We start from the raw sequence: 15,497 nt of genomic DNA, 5'->3' as shown, positions 1-15,497 counted from the left end.
CCTTTCTTTCAAGCTGATGATCAACGGCGCTCGCGGCGCTCGCCGCGCTCGGGGCGTTCGTCACGTTTTTGCATTTGAACGGATGGCAGTTCTTTATGCTCATCAACTTTGATGGTCAGAACGCGCATTACGTCGTCGTGCAAACGCATCAGACGCTCCATTTCCTGAATTGCGGTCGCAGGGGCGTCCGAACGCAGGAAGGCATAGTGGCCCTTGCGGTTTTTGTTGATCTTATAGGCCATCGTTTTGACGCCCCAGTATTCGCTGTCGACGAGCTTGCCGTCGTTGTCAGCCAAAACTGTGCCAAAATGTTCGATAAGGCCTTCTGCTTGCGTGTTGGACAAGTCCTGACGCGCAATCATAACATGCTCATAAAGCGGCATGTGCACTCCTATTTATATCAAGGCGCATTTCATAGGCGAGGCAAGAGCGTTTTGCGGCCTCACCACGAGAGTCTGCGCGGTTCAAAAGATGATGCAAAACGAAGGGTCGATATACACGGTTTCGCGTGCGGGGCAAGGGGCAATACAGACGGCCAGGCGGGCGGGCTTGCGCATTTCGTGCAATTGCCCGGTGTCTGACACGATGCTTCCTTTTTACGGCCTTATTTTGCCGCGATCTCTGGACCTAAGGAAAGGTCGCATCGGACAGGTGGCCAACAAGAGGCAAAGGGTAACATATGTCAGCAACATCCGATTTCATGACCGGCAGCGCAAGCTATCCGGGGGCAAACGGGTCTTCGGACGGGCTTCGGACCATTGTTTGCATGTTGCAACGGCTCTTGGGTATTTCGATGATTGCGGCGGCATCGGGGCTTTGGGTGTTGCCGGGCGCGGATTTCAGCGGCGATGTGATGCTGATGAAGATGGGCCTGTCGACAATTGCGCTGCTTTTGGGGTTCTGGCTGGTCTTCGCAGTCCGGCCCACCGCCCAGACCGAGGTCGAACTGGATGTGTCGCGGTCCGAACTGCGCATTCTGCGCCCCGGTGCGATGGGGGCCATGTTGGTGGTGTATAGCAGCAGATTTGATCAATTGGGCCGGGTCGAGAACTCCGAGAATGTGTTGAAGTTCTGGGATCAGCAGGGCGAATTTCTGGCTGATGTGCATGTGACCGAACCGAAAACCATGGATTTTCTGGTTTCGGGTCTGCTTGACGCAGGGGTCAGGCTTTAGAAACGGCACCAGGTCTATGCGGCCGAAAACCGCGCGAAACCTGCGCCGTGTTGTACCCTGACTGTTCATTCCTGCGCAGACAGTGTTTGACCTTGATGGATTGTTTACGTGACCATAAGTCGCAATTGTGGGACATACATAATTGCAACCTGGAGTATCGCCATGACTTTCAAATCCGTTCTTCTTGCCTCTGCGCTCGCGTTTGGGGCCACATCTGCATTCGCTGCCGAGAAATACGTTCTTGACGCCAGCCACAGCCAGATCGTTTTCACCTATAACCACCTTGGTTTTTCCACCACCACATCCATGTTCAGCGGATTTGACGGCGAAATCATGATGGACGCGGCAGAGCCTGCGAATTCTTCCGTGTCGGTATCGTTTCCCGTGATGGACATGATCACCGGCTGGCAGGCCCGCACCGATCACTTCATGTCCGATGACTTCTTTGGCGCAGCCGACGGCGACATGGTGACATTCGCATCGACCGGTATCGAAGTAACTGGCGAGACGACCGGCCTGATCACTGGCGACCTGACCATGAACGGCGTGACCAAATCGGTTGTTCTGGACGCAAAGCTGAACCAGATGGGCGACCACCCGATGGCGGGCAAGCCTTGGGCCGGTTTTGATGCCACAGCGACTGTTCTGCGCTCTGACTTCAACCTTGGCAAATTCGCGCCATTCGTCAGCGACGAAGTGCAAATCGACATCTCGATCGAGGCAATGAAGGCTGAGTAAGCCTTACTACGATCGTTGAAATTGAAAACGCCGGGGCAATGACCCCGGCGTTTTTATGTCTGGATGGTAGGTGTTGTTATTGCGCGGGGCGGGTGGCGGTCAGTCTGATCTCGATTGTGACCTCAAACCCCAAGGTTGCCGTGTCGGTCACATCCTGACCGATCGCAAAGGCGCGGCGGTCCAATGTGGTGGTGCCGCGCATCACCGCCCGGTCGTCACTGACCGACAGGGTAAAGGGCAGGGACACCGGCACCGACTGGTCCTTGATGGTGAGCGTGCCATCGGCCAGATAGCTGTCGGAGGCGACATTGATATCGGCCTCAAACGTGGCAGTTGGGAAGTTGTCGGCGTTAAAGAAATCAGGGCCCATCGCCTGACCGGTGACCGACCCCATGGTGAGTGACGGGATGGAAATGGTCGTCGTGACCGTGCCCGCCTTGCCGATTTGCACGGTTTCGTCAAAGGCGATGGCCGAGGTCCAGTCAGCAAAGCTGCCTTCGACGGTTGAGCCGAACTGGCTGACGGAAATGGTGATTGTGCCGTCCTCCACCGTCCATTCGGAGGCCACCTGTTCCAATGCCGGTGCCTGGGATGCCTCTGCGCCTTGCTTGTCGCCCGCAATGCCCAGGCCGAACCCGACAACCAGGGCCGCGACCCAGATCGCAAGGGCGGTCAGGACGGGCGCGCTGCTGTGGTGTTGTGCGGGCATGGGGCCGATGGGCGGCTCTCCGGGGAGCATGCGGCGCAGGGTCGAATCGCGGTCGATCACGTGATGCTTGAGCGCGCCTGCGACATGCAGGACGACTGCGCCAATCAGGACCTTGCCCGAAATCACATGCACCGCGCCAAACAGATGTTCGATGGAGGTGCTTTTGGGGACCAGCGGCAGGTTCTGGCCAAACGGCCACCAGATCGGCGCGAAACCGGACGCCGCGGCGTGGCTGATCCAACCGGCAAGCGGCACAATCACGATCGAGCCATAAAGCACCCAATGCACGGTTTCAGCCAGCCAGCTTTCCAGCTTTTTATCGGCGTTCAACAGGCCGGGTTTGGGTTGGCTGATGGCCCAGATGATCCGCAGCAAGGCCACGAAAAACACCGTGACGCCCATGGTTTTATGCAGGGAAAAGAACCACGCTTTCTGGGTCAGCTGGATCTGTGTTTCATGGGGGAGATCCTCGGCGAACATGCCGGATGCAATCAGCGACAGGATCAGCAGGGCGGTCAGCCAGTGAAAGAATTTCGTAACGCCGCCGTAGCGGATTGCAGTGTTGCTAAGGGCCATCTTGGTCTCCGGTTTCATTCGGGTTCACTGTAATTGATTCCAGGTGCCAGACAATCTGGATATCCGCACAGGGGCGGTGCAGGCTTGTTTGCGCGCAGCCCACGCGGTAAAGCCGTTCCAATGAAAAACGGGGGGACCTTATGAGCATTGCATTCGTATATCCGGGCCAAGGCGCGCAAACCATCGGTATGGGCCGCGATCTGGCAGACGCCTATCCGGCAGCCAAGGCTGTCTTTGACGAGGTCGACGAGGCGCTTGGCGAGAAACTGTCGACATTGATCTGGGAAGGTGACGCCGAGGCGCTGACCCTGACCCAAAACGCGCAACCTGCGTTGATGGCCACATCGATGGCGGCAATGGCCGCGTTGAACGCCGAAGGGATCACGGTCGAGAAAGCCGCCTATGTTGCGGGCCATTCCTTGGGGGAATATGCAGCACTTTGTGCGGCGGGCACGTTTTCGCTGGCCGATACCGCGCGGTTGCTGCGCATCCGTGGGCGCGCCATGCAGGCCGCTGTGCCGGTCGGGCAGGGGGCAATGGCCGCGTTGCTGGGGCTTAGCTTTGAGCAGGCCGAACAGGTCGCAGCCGAGGCCGCCCAAGGCGAAGTCTGTCAGGTCGCCAACCAGAATGATCCCGCGCAGAATGTTGTATCGGGCAGCAAGGCCGCCGTTGAACGCGCGCTTGATCTGGCCAAGGCGGCAGGGGCAAAGCGGGCCTTGTTGTTGCCTGTCTCTGCACCGTTTCACTGTGCGTTGATGGCCCCCGCAGCCGAGGAAATGGCCGGCGCGCTGGCCGATGTGACCATGCACGCGCCAAAGGTGCCGGTGGTTGCGAATGTGATCGCGCAAGCTGTCAGCGACCCGGACCAGATTCGCAAATTGCTGATCGAACAGGTCACCGGGCAGGTGCGCTGGTTGTCGTCGGTTGAATGGATGGGCGCGCAGGGCGTGACCGAGATTTGGGAGATCGGCGCGGGCAAGGCCTTGTCCGGCATGATCCGCCGCATCAACAAAGACATCGCTTGCGTGAATGTTGGCACCGCGGCAGATGCCGCTGCGATGAACCAGAAATAAAGGACGGGTATATGTTTGATCTGACAGGAAAAAATGCGCTTATCACAGGTGCGTCCGGTGGCATTGGTGCGGATATCGCACGCAGTTTGCATGCGCAGGGTGCGACCGTCGGGCTGTCTGGCACACGGACAGAGCCGCTGGAGGCGCTCAAGGCCGAGTTGGGCGAGCGCGCCCATGTGCTGCCCTGTAACCTGAGCGATATGGACGCGGTCGAAGCCCTGCCCAAGCAGGCGATCGAGGCGATGGGATCGGTTGATATTCTGGTCAACAACGCCGGTATCACCCGCGACAACCTGTTCATGCGCATGTCGGATGATGAATGGAATTCGGTGATCAACGTCAACCTGACCGCGACCTTCAAGCTGTGCAAAGGCGTGATGCGCGGCATGATGAAATCGCGTTGGGGCCGGATCGTGAACATCTCGAGCATCGTGGGGGCGACGGGCAACCCCGGTCAGGCCAATTATGCCGCGTCCAAGGCGGGCATGGTGGGGATGTCGAAATCACTGGCCTATGAGGTCGCCAGCCGTGGGATCACGGTCAACGCGATTGCGCCTGGGTTCATCACAACGGCGATGACCGAAAAGTTGACCGATGATCAGAAAGCGGGAATCATGGCGCAGATTCCGGCGGCCCGCATGGGCGAGCCATCCGAAATTGCTGCCGCTGTCGTTTATCTTGCCAGTGCCGAAGCCGCCTATGTCACAGGAACGACCTTGCATGTGAACGGTGGTATGGCCATGTTGTGACCTCGCGCTGCAAAGCGTTTGCCAAAGCTGCGTCTTATGCTAAAGGAGGCGCAGATTTGAATTTGGGAAGGCTTGATTGCCCCCCATGCCTTGTGTCAACAAGGACCATAGCCGCCCTTCGGGGCACGATCCAAACGGGCCTTTCGGCTTTGGGCGGAAACAGAAGAGGGCAAGAGTTGCCCGAATGAATGAGGACTGATTATGAGCGACGTCGCAGACCGCGTAAAGAAGATCGTTGTAGAGCACTTGGGTGTTGAAGAAGACAAAGTTGTCGAGAACGCATCGTTCATCGACGATCTAGGCGCAGACAGCCTCGACACTGTTGAGCTGGTGATGGCGTTCGAAGAAGAATTCGGCATCGAAATCCCTGATGATGCGGCTGAAAACATCCAGACTTTCGGCGACGCCGTGAAGTTCATCAAAGAAGCTTCCTAAGCTTTGCGCCGTTGACCCGCCTGGCGGGTTGGTCGGCAGAATAATTCTGAAACGGCGTTCTTCCACAGCGGAAGGGCGCCGTTTTTCATTTGCGCGGTTGGTTCTTGCTTGTCTCAATGGGCGGGCTTGGGTGACAGTGGGGGCACAAAACAATCAGCGTGAAAGCAATTCACCATATGTCCCGAGCTGTCCCGACGATCAACACTGCCAGACTGACCTTGCGGGCCATGCGCTCAGAAGACTTCGCGCGCTATGCCGAAATCTGGGCCACGCCCGAGGTTGTCACCCATATCAGCGGCAAACCCTGGCCCAAGGCGCGGTCTTGGGACGCGTTTTTGCGCAATGCGGGGCATTGGCAGATTGTCGGATTCGGGCAATGGGCGATCCAGCCGCATGGCACCCGCGAAATGGCCGGGCAAACCGGATTTTTCTTTGGGTCGCGCGGATTCGGGGATGATTTCGACCCTTTCCCCGAGGCCGGTTGGGTCTTGGCCCCCGATGCGCAAGGCTGCGGATTGGGGCTGGAGGCTGCGAAAGCTGCCCATGACTGGTTTGATCGCGTGGTCACGGGGCGCACGGTTTGCATGATTGATGTGCAGAACAAAGTGTCGCTGCATCTGGCGCAGGCCTTGGGTTATGTCGCGCTGCGCGAAGTTGCGGTCGAGGGCACGGATGTGTGCCTGATGACGCGCAAAGGCCCGCCCGTCTGAAATCGAAGCGATGCATCGCGTCTTGAAATTCGACACGCTGCCAAGGTATAGCCGGTTAACGCACAAAAACACCAAGGGGCTTGGATATGCGCAGAGTAGTGGTGACAGGTTTGGGGCTAGTGACGCCGTTGGCCGATGGGGTCGAGGCCAGCTGGTCCAGAATTTTGGACGGTCAATCGGGCGCAGGGCCGATCACGGGCTTTGATGCCAGTCGTTTGGTCACGCAATACGCTTGCGAGGTTCCTCTTGGTGATGGCACCGACGGCACGTTCAATGCCGACAAATACATGGAGCCGAAAGAGCAGCGCAAGGTTGATACGTTCATCATGTTCGGTGTTGCCGCTGCCCAGCAGGCGATCGAGGATTCAGGTTGGTTGCCCACCGACCGCGAAGATCAGGAACGCACCGGTGTTCTGATCGGGTCGGGCATTGGTGGTCTGAATTCCATCGCCAACACGGCCATCATGATGCATGAAAAAGGCCCGCGCCGCGTCAGCCCGTTCTTTGTGCCCGGCGCGTTGATCAACCTGATCTCGGGGCAGGTGTCGATTCGCTATGGCTTCCGTGGTCCGAACCATTCGGTTGTGACGGCCTGTTCCACCGGGGCCCATGCCATCGGCGACGCAAGCCGTTTGATCATGCATGGCGACGCCGATGTGATGATTGCAGGCGGGGCCGAGGCCGCGATTTGCGAAATCGGTATTGCCGGCTTTAACGCGTGCAAGGCCTTGTCGACCAAACGTGGCGACGACCCCAAGAAAGCCAGCCGTCCCTATGATGCGGACCGTGACGGTTTCGTCATGGGCGAAGGGGCGGGCATTGTGGTGCTGGAAGAATACGAGCACGCCAAAGCGCGCGGTGCCAAGATTTACGCCGAAGTGCTGGGCTATGGTCTGTCTGGCGACGCTTATCACATCACTGCACCTGCCGAAGATGGTGACGGCGCTGAACGGTCCATGCGCAGTGCCTTGCGCGGTGCGGGGCTTGAGCCAAAAGACATCGACTATATCAACGCGCATGGCACATCGACCATGGCGGATGTGATCGAGCTGGGCGCGGTCGAGCGGATGTTGGGGGATGCTGTCGGCGGCGTCACCATGTCTTCGACCAAATCCGCCACGGGGCACCTGTTGGGGGCCGCCGGCGCGATCGAGGCGATTTTCTCGATCCTTGCGATCCGTGATCAGGTGGCACCGCCCACCATCAACCTGGACAATCCTGCGGTCGAGACAAAGATTGATCTGGCACCGAACAAGAAGGTCGAGCGCAAGATTGATGTCGCGCTGAGCAACTCGTTCGGGTTTGGCGGCACCAACGCGAGCGTGTTGTTCGGAAAGATTTCCTAATGTGGAGACATATTGCGTCTAACGCAGTGACGTTCCTGATTTTGGCGCTGTTCCTTTTGGGGGGCGTCATTATCTGGGGCCGGGGGCAGTATGACGCGCCCGGACCGCTGTCGCAGGCGATTTGTTTGCAGGTCGAGCGTGGATCGAACATGCGGGCTGTCGGCGATAACCTTGCCGAGCAGGGCGCGGTGCGTTCGGCGTCGATTTTCCGGCTTGGGTCCAAGTATGAAGAAAAGACCAATGATCTGAAGTTCGGCAGCTATCTGATCGAGCCCGAAGCCAGCATGAAAGAGATCGTGGACACGGTCACACGGGGCGGGGCCAGCACCTGCGGTACCGAAGTCGTGTACCGCATCGGGATCAACCGGATCAGCACGCAGGTGCGCGAATTGGATCCGGCAACCAGCCGTTTCGTGGAGCGGGCCGAGTTCACACCCGGTGTGGATGAGGTGCCCGAGGTTTACACCCAGACCAAAGCCCAGGCCGACACGCGGTACCGTATCGCCATGGCAGAAGGTGTGACCAGCTGGCAGGTGGTCGAGGCGTTGAAGTCGATTGATTTGCTGGAAGGCTCCGTTGATGCGGTGCCTGCTGAGGGGACGTTGGCACCGGACAGCTATGAGGTGCGGCAAGGTCAGGATCGCACTACGGTTTTGGCGGCGATGCAAGCCTCGCAAGAGCGGCGTTTGGCAGAGGCATGGGAAGCGCGCGACCCCGGTCTGCCGATTGAAACCCCCGAAGAAATGCTGATTTTGGCGTCGATCATCGAAAAAGAGACTGGTGTGCCCGAAGAACGTCGGCAGGTGGCAAGTGTGTTCATCAACCGTTTGAACCAAGGGATGCGGTTGCAGACCGACCCCACGGTGATCTACGGGATCACCAAGGGCGAGGGTATTCTGGGCCGTGGTTTGCGCCGCAGCGAGCTGCGTGCAGAGACGCCGTATAACACCTATGTCATTCCGGCATTGCCGCCCACGCCGATTGCAAACCCCGGTCTTGCGAGCCTGATGGCGGCGGCGCAACCCGTTGAAGAAAAATATGTTTTCTTTGTTGCGGACGGCACGGGCGGACATGCTTTTGCGGTGACGCTGGAGGAGCATAACCGCAATGTCGCAGCCTGGCGCGTGATTGAAGCCGAGCGTGGTGCAGCAGCGGCGGGCAACGCATCAACGGGGGGAGACTGACCTTGGGGTTGGCCTTGTGGGTGGGGTGGGGATTTTAAGAATTCCTTAACCATCGTAAGGGGTTGGAAGGTTTCGGTAACTTTGTTTTCCTTGACTTTGCGACCGCTCTGACGTAGATATCTAGGCATGCTAGACGAAATGGGCAAACGGCCCCGGATTAATTTCCGGTGGCCGTTTTTTCGTGTTCGCTCGGATTTGGAGGTTCCAAACGAGAGGTAAGAGCAAAATGACTATGATTACCCCGGAGCAAGAGATTGCGACGAGCGAAGAGCATTTCAAAGCGCTTCAATCGGCAATCCGCGACCTGCGTCGTGAAATCGAGAGCCTGAGAGAACAGGCCACATCCGGGGAGGAACTGAACGAAACTGCGGCGTCAAAGGCACTGGGTAAAGCCAGCGGCATGGTGGCGACCTGCGTCAAAGTGGAGAGTTATCTGAATGACTGTAGGAACAGACAAGCGGGCATTGCTCGAGGGGGGTATGCCCTTGATCTTGACCGGGCACGGGCTGAGATCGGGTGCAAGCTGGATCGGCTCCGCCGATGCGGCGCTGCAAGACCAGTTTCTGAATGAACTGGATGAGGGAGAGCTTATGGCTCTCCCTTTTTTATTCGAGTTCTGGGCGATGCCGCATCAGCTGCCGCCCGAAGGCGCGTGGCGGTCTTGGGTGATCTTGGGCGGGCGGGGTGCGGGCAAAACCCGTGCCGGTGCCGAATGGGTAAGGTCGATGGTCGAAGGTGCGCGGCCCCTGGATGCGGGGCGGTGCCGCCGCGTGGCGCTGGTGGGCGAGACGATCGAGCAGGTGCGCGAGGTGATGATCTTTGGGGATAGCGGCATTCTGGCCTGTTCGCCTGCGGACCGCCGGCCTGATTGGGAGGCGACACGCAAGCGGCTGGTCTGGCCCAATGGTGCGGTGGCGACGGTGCATACGGCCCATGACCCCGAAGGCTTGCGCGGGCCACAGTTTGACGGGGCCTGGGTTGACGAGCTGGCCAAGTGGAAGAAGGCCGAGGAAACCTGGGACCAGTTGCAGTTTGCGTTGCGGCTTGGGGATGACCCACGGGTCTGTGTGACCACGACGCCGCGCAATGTCGGTGTGCTGAAAAAGCTGTTGGCGTCGCCGTCAACGGTCAGCACCCATGCGCCGACGGAAGCGAATGCCGCGAATTTGGCGGGGTCGTTTCTGGAAGAAGTACGTGCGCGTTATCGCGGGACGCGGTTGGGGCGGCAGGAACTGGACGGTGTGTTGCTGGCGGATGCCGAAGGGGCGCTGTGGACCTCGGAGATGATCGAGGGCGGACGGCTGCGCGACGTGCCCGCGTTTGACCGGATTGTCGTCGGGGTCGATCCTGCGACGACCGCCGGGTCGGGGTCGGATGAATGCGGGATCGTGGTGGTTGGCGCGCAGACCAAGGGGCCGCCGCAGAACTGGCGGGCGGTTGTTCTGGCCGATTGCACCGTGCAAGGGGCCACGCCGTCAGGTTGGGCGCGGGCCGCGATTTCAGCGATGGAGCAGCATGGTGCCGACCGGCTGGTGGTCGAGACCAATCAGGGCGGGCTGATGGTCGGCGAGGTGCTGCGCCAGATCGACCCGCTGGTGCCCTTGAAGTCGGTTCATGCGTCACGGGGCAAGGTTGCACGGGCCGAGCCTGTGGCGGCCCTGTACGAGCAGGGGCGGGTCGGTCATGTGGCGGGCCTTGATGCGTTGGAAGACCAGATGTGCCGGATGACGGCGCGGGGCTATGAGGGGAGTGGGTCACCGGACCGGGTCGATGCCTTGGTGTGGGCCTTGCACGAGTTGATGATCGAGCCTGCGGCGCATTGGCGGGCACCGGGGGTGCGGTTGCTGTGAGGGGGGCGTGTGTGGCGGGCCGGCCCTTCGGGGAGAGTTTGTTTGGCAAAATGAATTGGGGGCGGTGTTGCGGGGGCAGCGTACGGTCGGTTTTGGCGGCGTTAAAGCTTTGGTGGCATTTTGAATATGCGGACGATGCGCAGCAGTTGAGCGAAGCGGGCACAGGAGTGGGGCGATATGGTTTTTGATTTTCTAAGGCGCGGGGCGGCGGTTGATCTGCCCGAGCGCAAGGCATCGGCCACCGGGCCTGTGGTTGCCTATCAGACCAGTGGTCGTGTGGCCTGGAGCCCGCGGGATGCGGTGAGCCTGACGCGGGTCGGGTTTTGCGGGAATCCTGTCGGCTTTCGGTCGGTCAAGTTGATTGCCGAGGCGGCCGCGGCTTTGCCACTGGTGTTGCAGGATGCCGAGCGGCGCTATGACACGCATCCGTTGATGGGGTTGGTGAGCCGTCCCAACGGGGCGCAAGGGCGGGCCGAGTTGCTGGAGGCGCTTTACGGGCAGTTGCTGTTGTCGGGGAACGGTTATGTCGAGGCTGTGGGCGGCGAGGCAGGCGTGCCGGCCGAGTTGCATGTGTTGCGGTCCGACCGGATGTCGGTGGTGCCCGGTGCAGATGGCTGGCCTGTGGCTTATGAATATGCTGTCGGGGGGCGCAAGCACCGCTTTGATGCCAGCGGGTCCGTGCCACCGGTATGTCACATCAAGAATTTTCATCCGCAGGACGATCATTACGGGTTTAGCCCCATGCAGGCGGCGGCGATGGCGATGGATGTGCATAATTCGGCCTCGCGGTGGAGCAAGGCGTTGTTGGACAATGCGGCGCGCCCGTCGGGTGCGATCATCTACCGGGGGGCGGAAGGTCAGGGTAAGTTGAGTGATGACCAGTATGACCGCTTGGTCACCGAGATGGAGAGCCATCATCAGGGCGCGCGCAATGCGGGGCGGCCGATGTTGCTGGAAGGCGGGCTGGATTGGAAGCCTATGGGGTTCTCGCCTTCGGATATGGAGTTCCACAAGACCAAGGAGGCTGCCGCGCGCGAGATTGCCTTGGCCTTTGGGGTGCCGCCGATGTTGCTGGGGATCGCGGGGGATGCGACCTATGCCAATTATCAGGAGGCGCATCGGGCTTTCTATCGGTTGACGGTGTTGCCTTTGGCGACCCGTGTGACGGCGGCATTGGCGCAGTGGTTGTCAGGGTTCTCGGGGGAGGCGGTCGCGTTGAAACCGGATCTGGATCAGGTATCGGCCCTGGCGCAAGAGCGCGATGCCCAATGGGCGCGTGTGGCTGCGGCCGATTTTCTGAGTGAGGCGGAGAAGCGCAGCCTGTTGGGGTTGCCTGCGGTGGCGGCTGATGCGTGAGCCAAGCCATCTGGACCAGTTCGAATGTGCGCCGGGATTGAGGTTGCAGGCGCATGAGCGGGTGAGTGCGATCCATCACGAGAACCTTTTGCAGCGGTTGGACCGGCTGGAGGAGATGATGGAGCGGCTGGAGCGGCGGTTGTGGCTGACGGTTTATGGGGTGGTGGCGGTCATTCTGGCGCAAGGGGTGCAATCGTTTCTGGTGGTCCAGCCCTAGGGAAATGAATTTCAAAGGAGGCAGTCATGGAAAGTGACATGTTTAGCCCCGTCCATTGGTCGGGGAACGAGAGAGGCTTGCCTGTGAACGGCGCTGGGCTGGAGCATAAGTTCGCCCGTTTCGGGGAAGGGATCACCGTAGAGGGTGGCACCGAGATCAGCGGCTACGCCAGTTTGTTCGGGGCGGCAGATCAGGGGGGAGATATCGTGCGCAAGGGGGCCTATGCCGCGTCGCTTGCCACGGGGAGCAAGGCGGGACGCCGGATCAAGATGCTGTGGCAGCACGATCCCGGTCAGCCCATCGGCGTCTGGGACGAGGTGCGCGAGGATGCGCGCGGTCTGTGGGTCAAGGGGCGTATTCTGGACAGTGTGGCACGGGGGCGTGAAGCCGCGGCCTTGATCGCGGCGGGGGCCATTGACGGGCTGAGCATCGGCTATCGCACGGTACGGGCTGCAAAGAACGACGCTGGCCAGCGGATGTTGACCGAGCTGGACCTGTGGGAAGTGTCGCTGGTGACCTTTCCGATGCTGCCCACAGCGCGGGTTGCCGCAAAGAGTGATTTCGTCGCGGTGGAAGACGTGCTGCACGAGATGGCGGAGGCGTTCCAAGGCGCGCGGGCCGAGATGCAGGCCATCGCGGCACGCCAAAAAATTCCAACTTTAACCAAGGGTAAGTGAATGGATCAGATGGAAACCAAATCGCGTGGCGCACCTGCGTCCGCCGCAGAGGAAGTCCGCGAGGCTGTGACCGGCTTTGTGCGGGATTTCAAAGGCTTTCAGGCCGAAATGACGACCAAGTTGCAACAAACAGAAGAGCGAATGACTATGTTGGACCGTAAAATGACTTTGCCTGCGCGTACACCTTTGGGCGGTGCTGTGGAAACGGGTGCGCCCCATCAAAAGGCAATGAACGCCTATATCCGCAATGGTGATGATGACGGGTTGCGCGGCCTTGAGATGGAGAGCAAATCGCTGTCCTCTGCCGTCAATTCGGATGGGGGGTATCTGGTCGATCCGCAGACCTCGGATCGGGTGAAGTCGGTGTTGAATGCCACGGCATCCATCCGCGCGATTGCGTCGGTCGTGCAGGTCGAGGCGACATCCTATGACGTATTGGTAGATCACACCGATGTCGGGGCCGGTTGGGCCACGGAGGCCGGATCTGTGGGGGAAACGGACACGCCGCAGATTGATCGCATTACCGTGCAGTTGCACGAGTTGAGCGCTTTGCCGAAGGCGTCGCAGCGTCTGCTGGACGATTCCGCCTTTGACATCGAAGGCTGGCTGGCCGGGCGAATTGCCGACAAGTTCTCGCGCGCCGAGGCGGCAGCATTTATCAGCGGCGATGGTATCGACAAGCCCAAGGGGGTGTTGGCGCATGGCAAGATCGACAACGAAATCTGGACCTGGGGCAATCTGGGCTATGTGCCGACGGGTGTTGATGGCGAGGTTACGGCCGATTCAGTCGTTGATCTGGTCTATGCGCTGGGTGCGCAGTACCGCGCCAATGCGAGCTTTGTCATGAGTTCGAAAACCGCCGGCCGTGTGCGCAAGTTGAAAGATCTGGATGGGCGTTTCTTGTGGTCGGACGGCCTGGCGCAGGGCGAGCCAGCCCGCCTGATGGGCTATCCCGTGCTGGTGGCCGAGGACATGCCGGATGTGGCGACGGGATCATTCTCGGTCGCGTTTGGTGACTTTGCGGCGGGCTATACCGTGGCAGAGCGGCCCGACTTGCGCATCCTGCGTGATCCGTTCAGCGCCAAGCCGCATGTGTTGTTTTACGCCACCAAGCGTGTGGGCGGCGATGTCAGCGACTTTGCGGCAATCAAGCTTTTGAAATTCGGCATCGCGTAAAGCGGCGTCGAACACGGGGCCGGGGCGACTTGGCCCCGGTCCGGGCGCGTACCGCAAGGTTTGGGTGCATTGTCTAGCTGCTCCCTCCGACCGAGCAATGCAGCCTGGTGCGCGTCCGGGTTCCTTTTCAGGGGACAGGGAAGAACGGAAATTTTGGAGACGTTCCATGATGTTGATCGAAGAGACAAGCGTGCCGGATACCGCATTGCCCGTTGATGCCTTTAAGGCGCATTTGCGGCTGGGGAGCGGTTTTGGCACCGACAGTTTGCAAGACGAGGTGTTGGTCAGCTTTTTGCGCGCGGCCCTGGCCGCGATCGAGGCGCGCACCGGCAAGGCCCTGCTGCGACGGGTGTTTCACTGGTCCCTAGCGGGGTGGCGGGCCGTGGATGCACAAGCGTTGCCCTTGGCCCCTGTGCATGCTGTCAGTACCGTGACCATTGTGGCGCGTGACGGGGCCGAGACGGTGATCGACCCACAGCGCTATTGGCTGGAGCGGGACGCGCAGCGCCCTGTTTTGCGCTCGACCGGCGCTGCTTTGCCCGGCGTGCCCAAGGGCGGGTCTGTGACCTTGGTGATTGACGCGGGCTTTGGCGCGGCCTGGGGGCAGGTGCCTGCCGATTTACAGCAGGCGGTGTTCTTGCTGGCTGCGCATTACTACGAGTTTCGCCATGAAACCAGCCTGAGCGACGGGTGTATGCCGTTCGGGGTCAGCAGTCTGATTGAGCGCTATAAATCGGTGCGCCTAGGGTTTGGAGCGGTCCAATGAAGGGCCCGCACCTGAACCGCCGGCTGGTGCTGGAGACCCCAACGCGTCAGGGCGACGGGGCGGGCGGGTATCAGGTTGCGTGGACCGCCTTGGGCGAAGTCTGGGCCGAAGTCGTCGCGCGCAGTGGCCGCGAGAACGGCAGCGCCGGAGTCGCGGTCAGCCGGATGGGATATGCGATCAGCCTGCGTGCAGCACCCTTTGGCAGCGCCGAGCGGCCCAAGCCGGAGCAGCGGTTTCGCGACGGGGATCGGGTTTACAGCATTGAGACCGTGGCCGAGCGTGATCCGCAGGGGCGCTATCTTATCTGCCTCGCACAAGAGGAGCTGGTCGTATGAGCTATGCCATGACAGCCCCTTTGCAGCAGGCGGTGTTTGCCGCGCTGACGGCCGATGCAGGTCTGGCGGGTTTGGTCGGGGGGGCGATCTTTGACGCGGCCCCTACGGGCGATGTGCCGCCGCTATATCTGCGCTTGGGCGAGGAAGACGTGCGCGATGCGTCTGACGGGTCAGGCGCGGGGGCCATGCACCGGTTCCGGATTTCTGTTGTCAGCGATGCCCCCGGATTTGCCGGTGCCAAGCAGGTGGCGGCTGCGGTCAGTGATATTTTGCACAACGCCGATCTTGGGCTGAGCAGGGGGCATCTGGTGAGCCTCAGGTTCGAGCGCGCCACGGCCAGATTTATCGCCGCCACGCAGCTGCGCCAGATTGACATGCAGTTTCGCGCACGGGTCCAGGACGGCTGAGGCAAGCAATGATTTTCAT

At 60.4% G+C, this 15,497-nt stretch carries 18 protein-coding genes; 16 read left to right on the top strand and 2 right to left on the bottom strand.

The genetic code is table 11. From position 1 onward, the window contains the following. Nucleotides 1-20 precede the first annotated feature (20 nt). Nucleotides 21-383, bottom strand: coding sequence for a 30S ribosomal protein S6 (rpsF, locus tag HGT1_RS11950; RefSeq protein ID WP_008228007.1), 363 nt, complete (start codon nt 381-383; stop codon nt 21-23). 296 nt (nt 384-679) lie between these two features. Here rpsF and HGT1_RS11945 point away from each other — a divergent pair, with 296 nt between their 5' ends. Together HGT1_RS11945 and HGT1_RS11940 are read left to right on the top strand one after the other, a co-directional pair. Continuing rightward, nucleotides 680-1,174 carry a hypothetical protein gene (locus tag HGT1_RS11945; protein ID WP_176250159.1) on the top strand — a complete coding sequence of 165 codons (495 nt, stop codon included), beginning with the start codon at nt 680-682 and terminating at the stop codon, nt 1,172-1,174. 162 nt (nt 1,175-1,336) lie between these two features. After that, on the top strand, nt 1,337-1,912 hold the full coding sequence (locus HGT1_RS11940; RefSeq protein WP_176250158.1) for a YceI family protein: 576 nt from the start codon (nt 1,337-1,339) through the stop codon (nt 1,910-1,912). Nucleotides 1,913-1,988: 76 nt separating this feature from the next. Here HGT1_RS11940 and HGT1_RS11935 read toward each other — a convergent pair whose 3' ends face one another. Next, a complete protein-coding gene (locus HGT1_RS11935) occupies nt 1,989-3,197 on the bottom strand; it encodes a cytochrome b/b6 domain-containing protein (protein ID WP_176250157.1) in 1,209 nt (402 codons plus the stop codon). Between the two features lie 140 nt (nt 3,198-3,337). Here HGT1_RS11935 and fabD point away from each other — a divergent pair, with 140 nt between their 5' ends. From fabD to HGT1_RS11865, 14 genes are all read left to right on the top strand, one after another. Next, nucleotides 3,338-4,270, top strand: a complete 933-nt coding sequence (gene fabD / locus HGT1_RS11930; RefSeq protein ID WP_176250156.1) for an ACP S-malonyltransferase — start codon at nt 3,338-3,340, stop codon at nt 4,268-4,270. 11 nt (nt 4,271-4,281) lie between these two features. Further along, nucleotides 4,282-5,019 carry a 3-oxoacyl-[acyl-carrier-protein] reductase gene (fabG, locus tag HGT1_RS11925; RefSeq protein WP_176250155.1) on the top strand — a complete coding sequence of 246 codons (738 nt, stop codon included), beginning with the start codon at nt 4,282-4,284 and terminating at the stop codon, nt 5,017-5,019. A gap of 201 nt (nt 5,020-5,220) precedes the next feature. Beyond that, on the top strand, nt 5,221-5,454 hold the full coding sequence (locus HGT1_RS11920; RefSeq protein WP_005852881.1) for an acyl carrier protein: 234 nt from the start codon (nt 5,221-5,223) through the stop codon (nt 5,452-5,454). A 176-nt stretch (nt 5,455-5,630) separates the two neighbouring features. After that, on the top strand, nt 5,631-6,164 hold the full coding sequence (locus HGT1_RS11915) for a GNAT family N-acetyltransferase (RefSeq protein WP_176250154.1): 534 nt from the start codon (nt 5,631-5,633) through the stop codon (nt 6,162-6,164). Nucleotides 6,165-6,250: 86 nt separating this feature from the next. Further along, entirely contained in the window at nt 6,251-7,510 is a 1,260-nt protein-coding gene (fabF, locus tag HGT1_RS11910) for a beta-ketoacyl-ACP synthase II (RefSeq protein ID WP_176250153.1), read from the top strand. Further along, complete coding sequence (gene mltG, locus HGT1_RS11905; RefSeq protein ID WP_176250152.1) at nt 7,510-8,694, top strand: endolytic transglycosylase MltG; 1,185 nt, start codon at nt 7,510-7,512, stop codon at nt 8,692-8,694. The genes fabF and mltG overlap by 1 nt, the downstream gene beginning before the upstream one ends. Nucleotides 8,695-9,317: 623 nt before the next feature. Beyond that, nucleotides 9,318-10,544 (top strand): DNA-packaging protein, encoded by a 1,227-nt coding sequence (locus HGT1_RS11900; protein ID WP_176250234.1) that lies wholly within the window; start codon nt 9,318-9,320, stop codon nt 10,542-10,544. Between the two features lie 177 nt (nt 10,545-10,721). Beyond that, entirely contained in the window at nt 10,722-11,900 is a 1,179-nt protein-coding gene (locus HGT1_RS11895; RefSeq protein ID WP_176250151.1) for a phage portal protein, read from the top strand. Then, nucleotides 11,893-12,117, top strand: coding sequence for a hypothetical protein (locus tag HGT1_RS11890; protein WP_176250150.1), 225 nt, complete (start codon nt 11,893-11,895; stop codon nt 12,115-12,117). The genes HGT1_RS11895 and HGT1_RS11890 overlap by 8 nt, the downstream gene beginning before the upstream one ends. Before the next feature lie 38 nt (nt 12,118-12,155). Then, nucleotides 12,156-12,794, top strand: coding sequence for an HK97 family phage prohead protease (locus HGT1_RS11885; protein WP_255200183.1), 639 nt, complete (start codon nt 12,156-12,158; stop codon nt 12,792-12,794). Beyond that, nucleotides 12,795-13,970 (top strand): phage major capsid protein, encoded by a 1,176-nt coding sequence (locus HGT1_RS11880; protein ID WP_176250148.1) that lies wholly within the window; start codon nt 12,795-12,797, stop codon nt 13,968-13,970. A gap of 166 nt (nt 13,971-14,136) precedes the next feature. Continuing rightward, entirely contained in the window at nt 14,137-14,736 is a 600-nt protein-coding gene (locus HGT1_RS11875) for a hypothetical protein (RefSeq protein ID WP_176250147.1), read from the top strand. Beyond that, nucleotides 14,733-15,071: a head-tail adaptor protein gene (locus HGT1_RS11870; protein WP_176250146.1), complete on the top strand. Its 339-nt coding sequence runs from the start codon at nt 14,733-14,735 to the stop codon at nt 15,069-15,071. The genes HGT1_RS11875 and HGT1_RS11870 overlap by 4 nt, the downstream gene beginning before the upstream one ends. Beyond that, complete coding sequence (locus tag HGT1_RS11865) at nt 15,068-15,478, top strand: DUF3168 domain-containing protein (RefSeq protein ID WP_176250145.1); 411 nt, start codon at nt 15,068-15,070, stop codon at nt 15,476-15,478. The genes HGT1_RS11870 and HGT1_RS11865 overlap by 4 nt, the downstream gene beginning before the upstream one ends. Nucleotides 15,479-15,497 lie beyond the last annotated feature (19 nt).

This window comes from Sulfitobacter sp. HGT1, assembly GCF_013282155.1.
Classification (GTDB): Bacteria; Pseudomonadota; Alphaproteobacteria; order Rhodobacterales; family Rhodobacteraceae; genus Sulfitobacter.
This window is presented reverse-complemented; position numbering and strand designations above follow the sequence as displayed.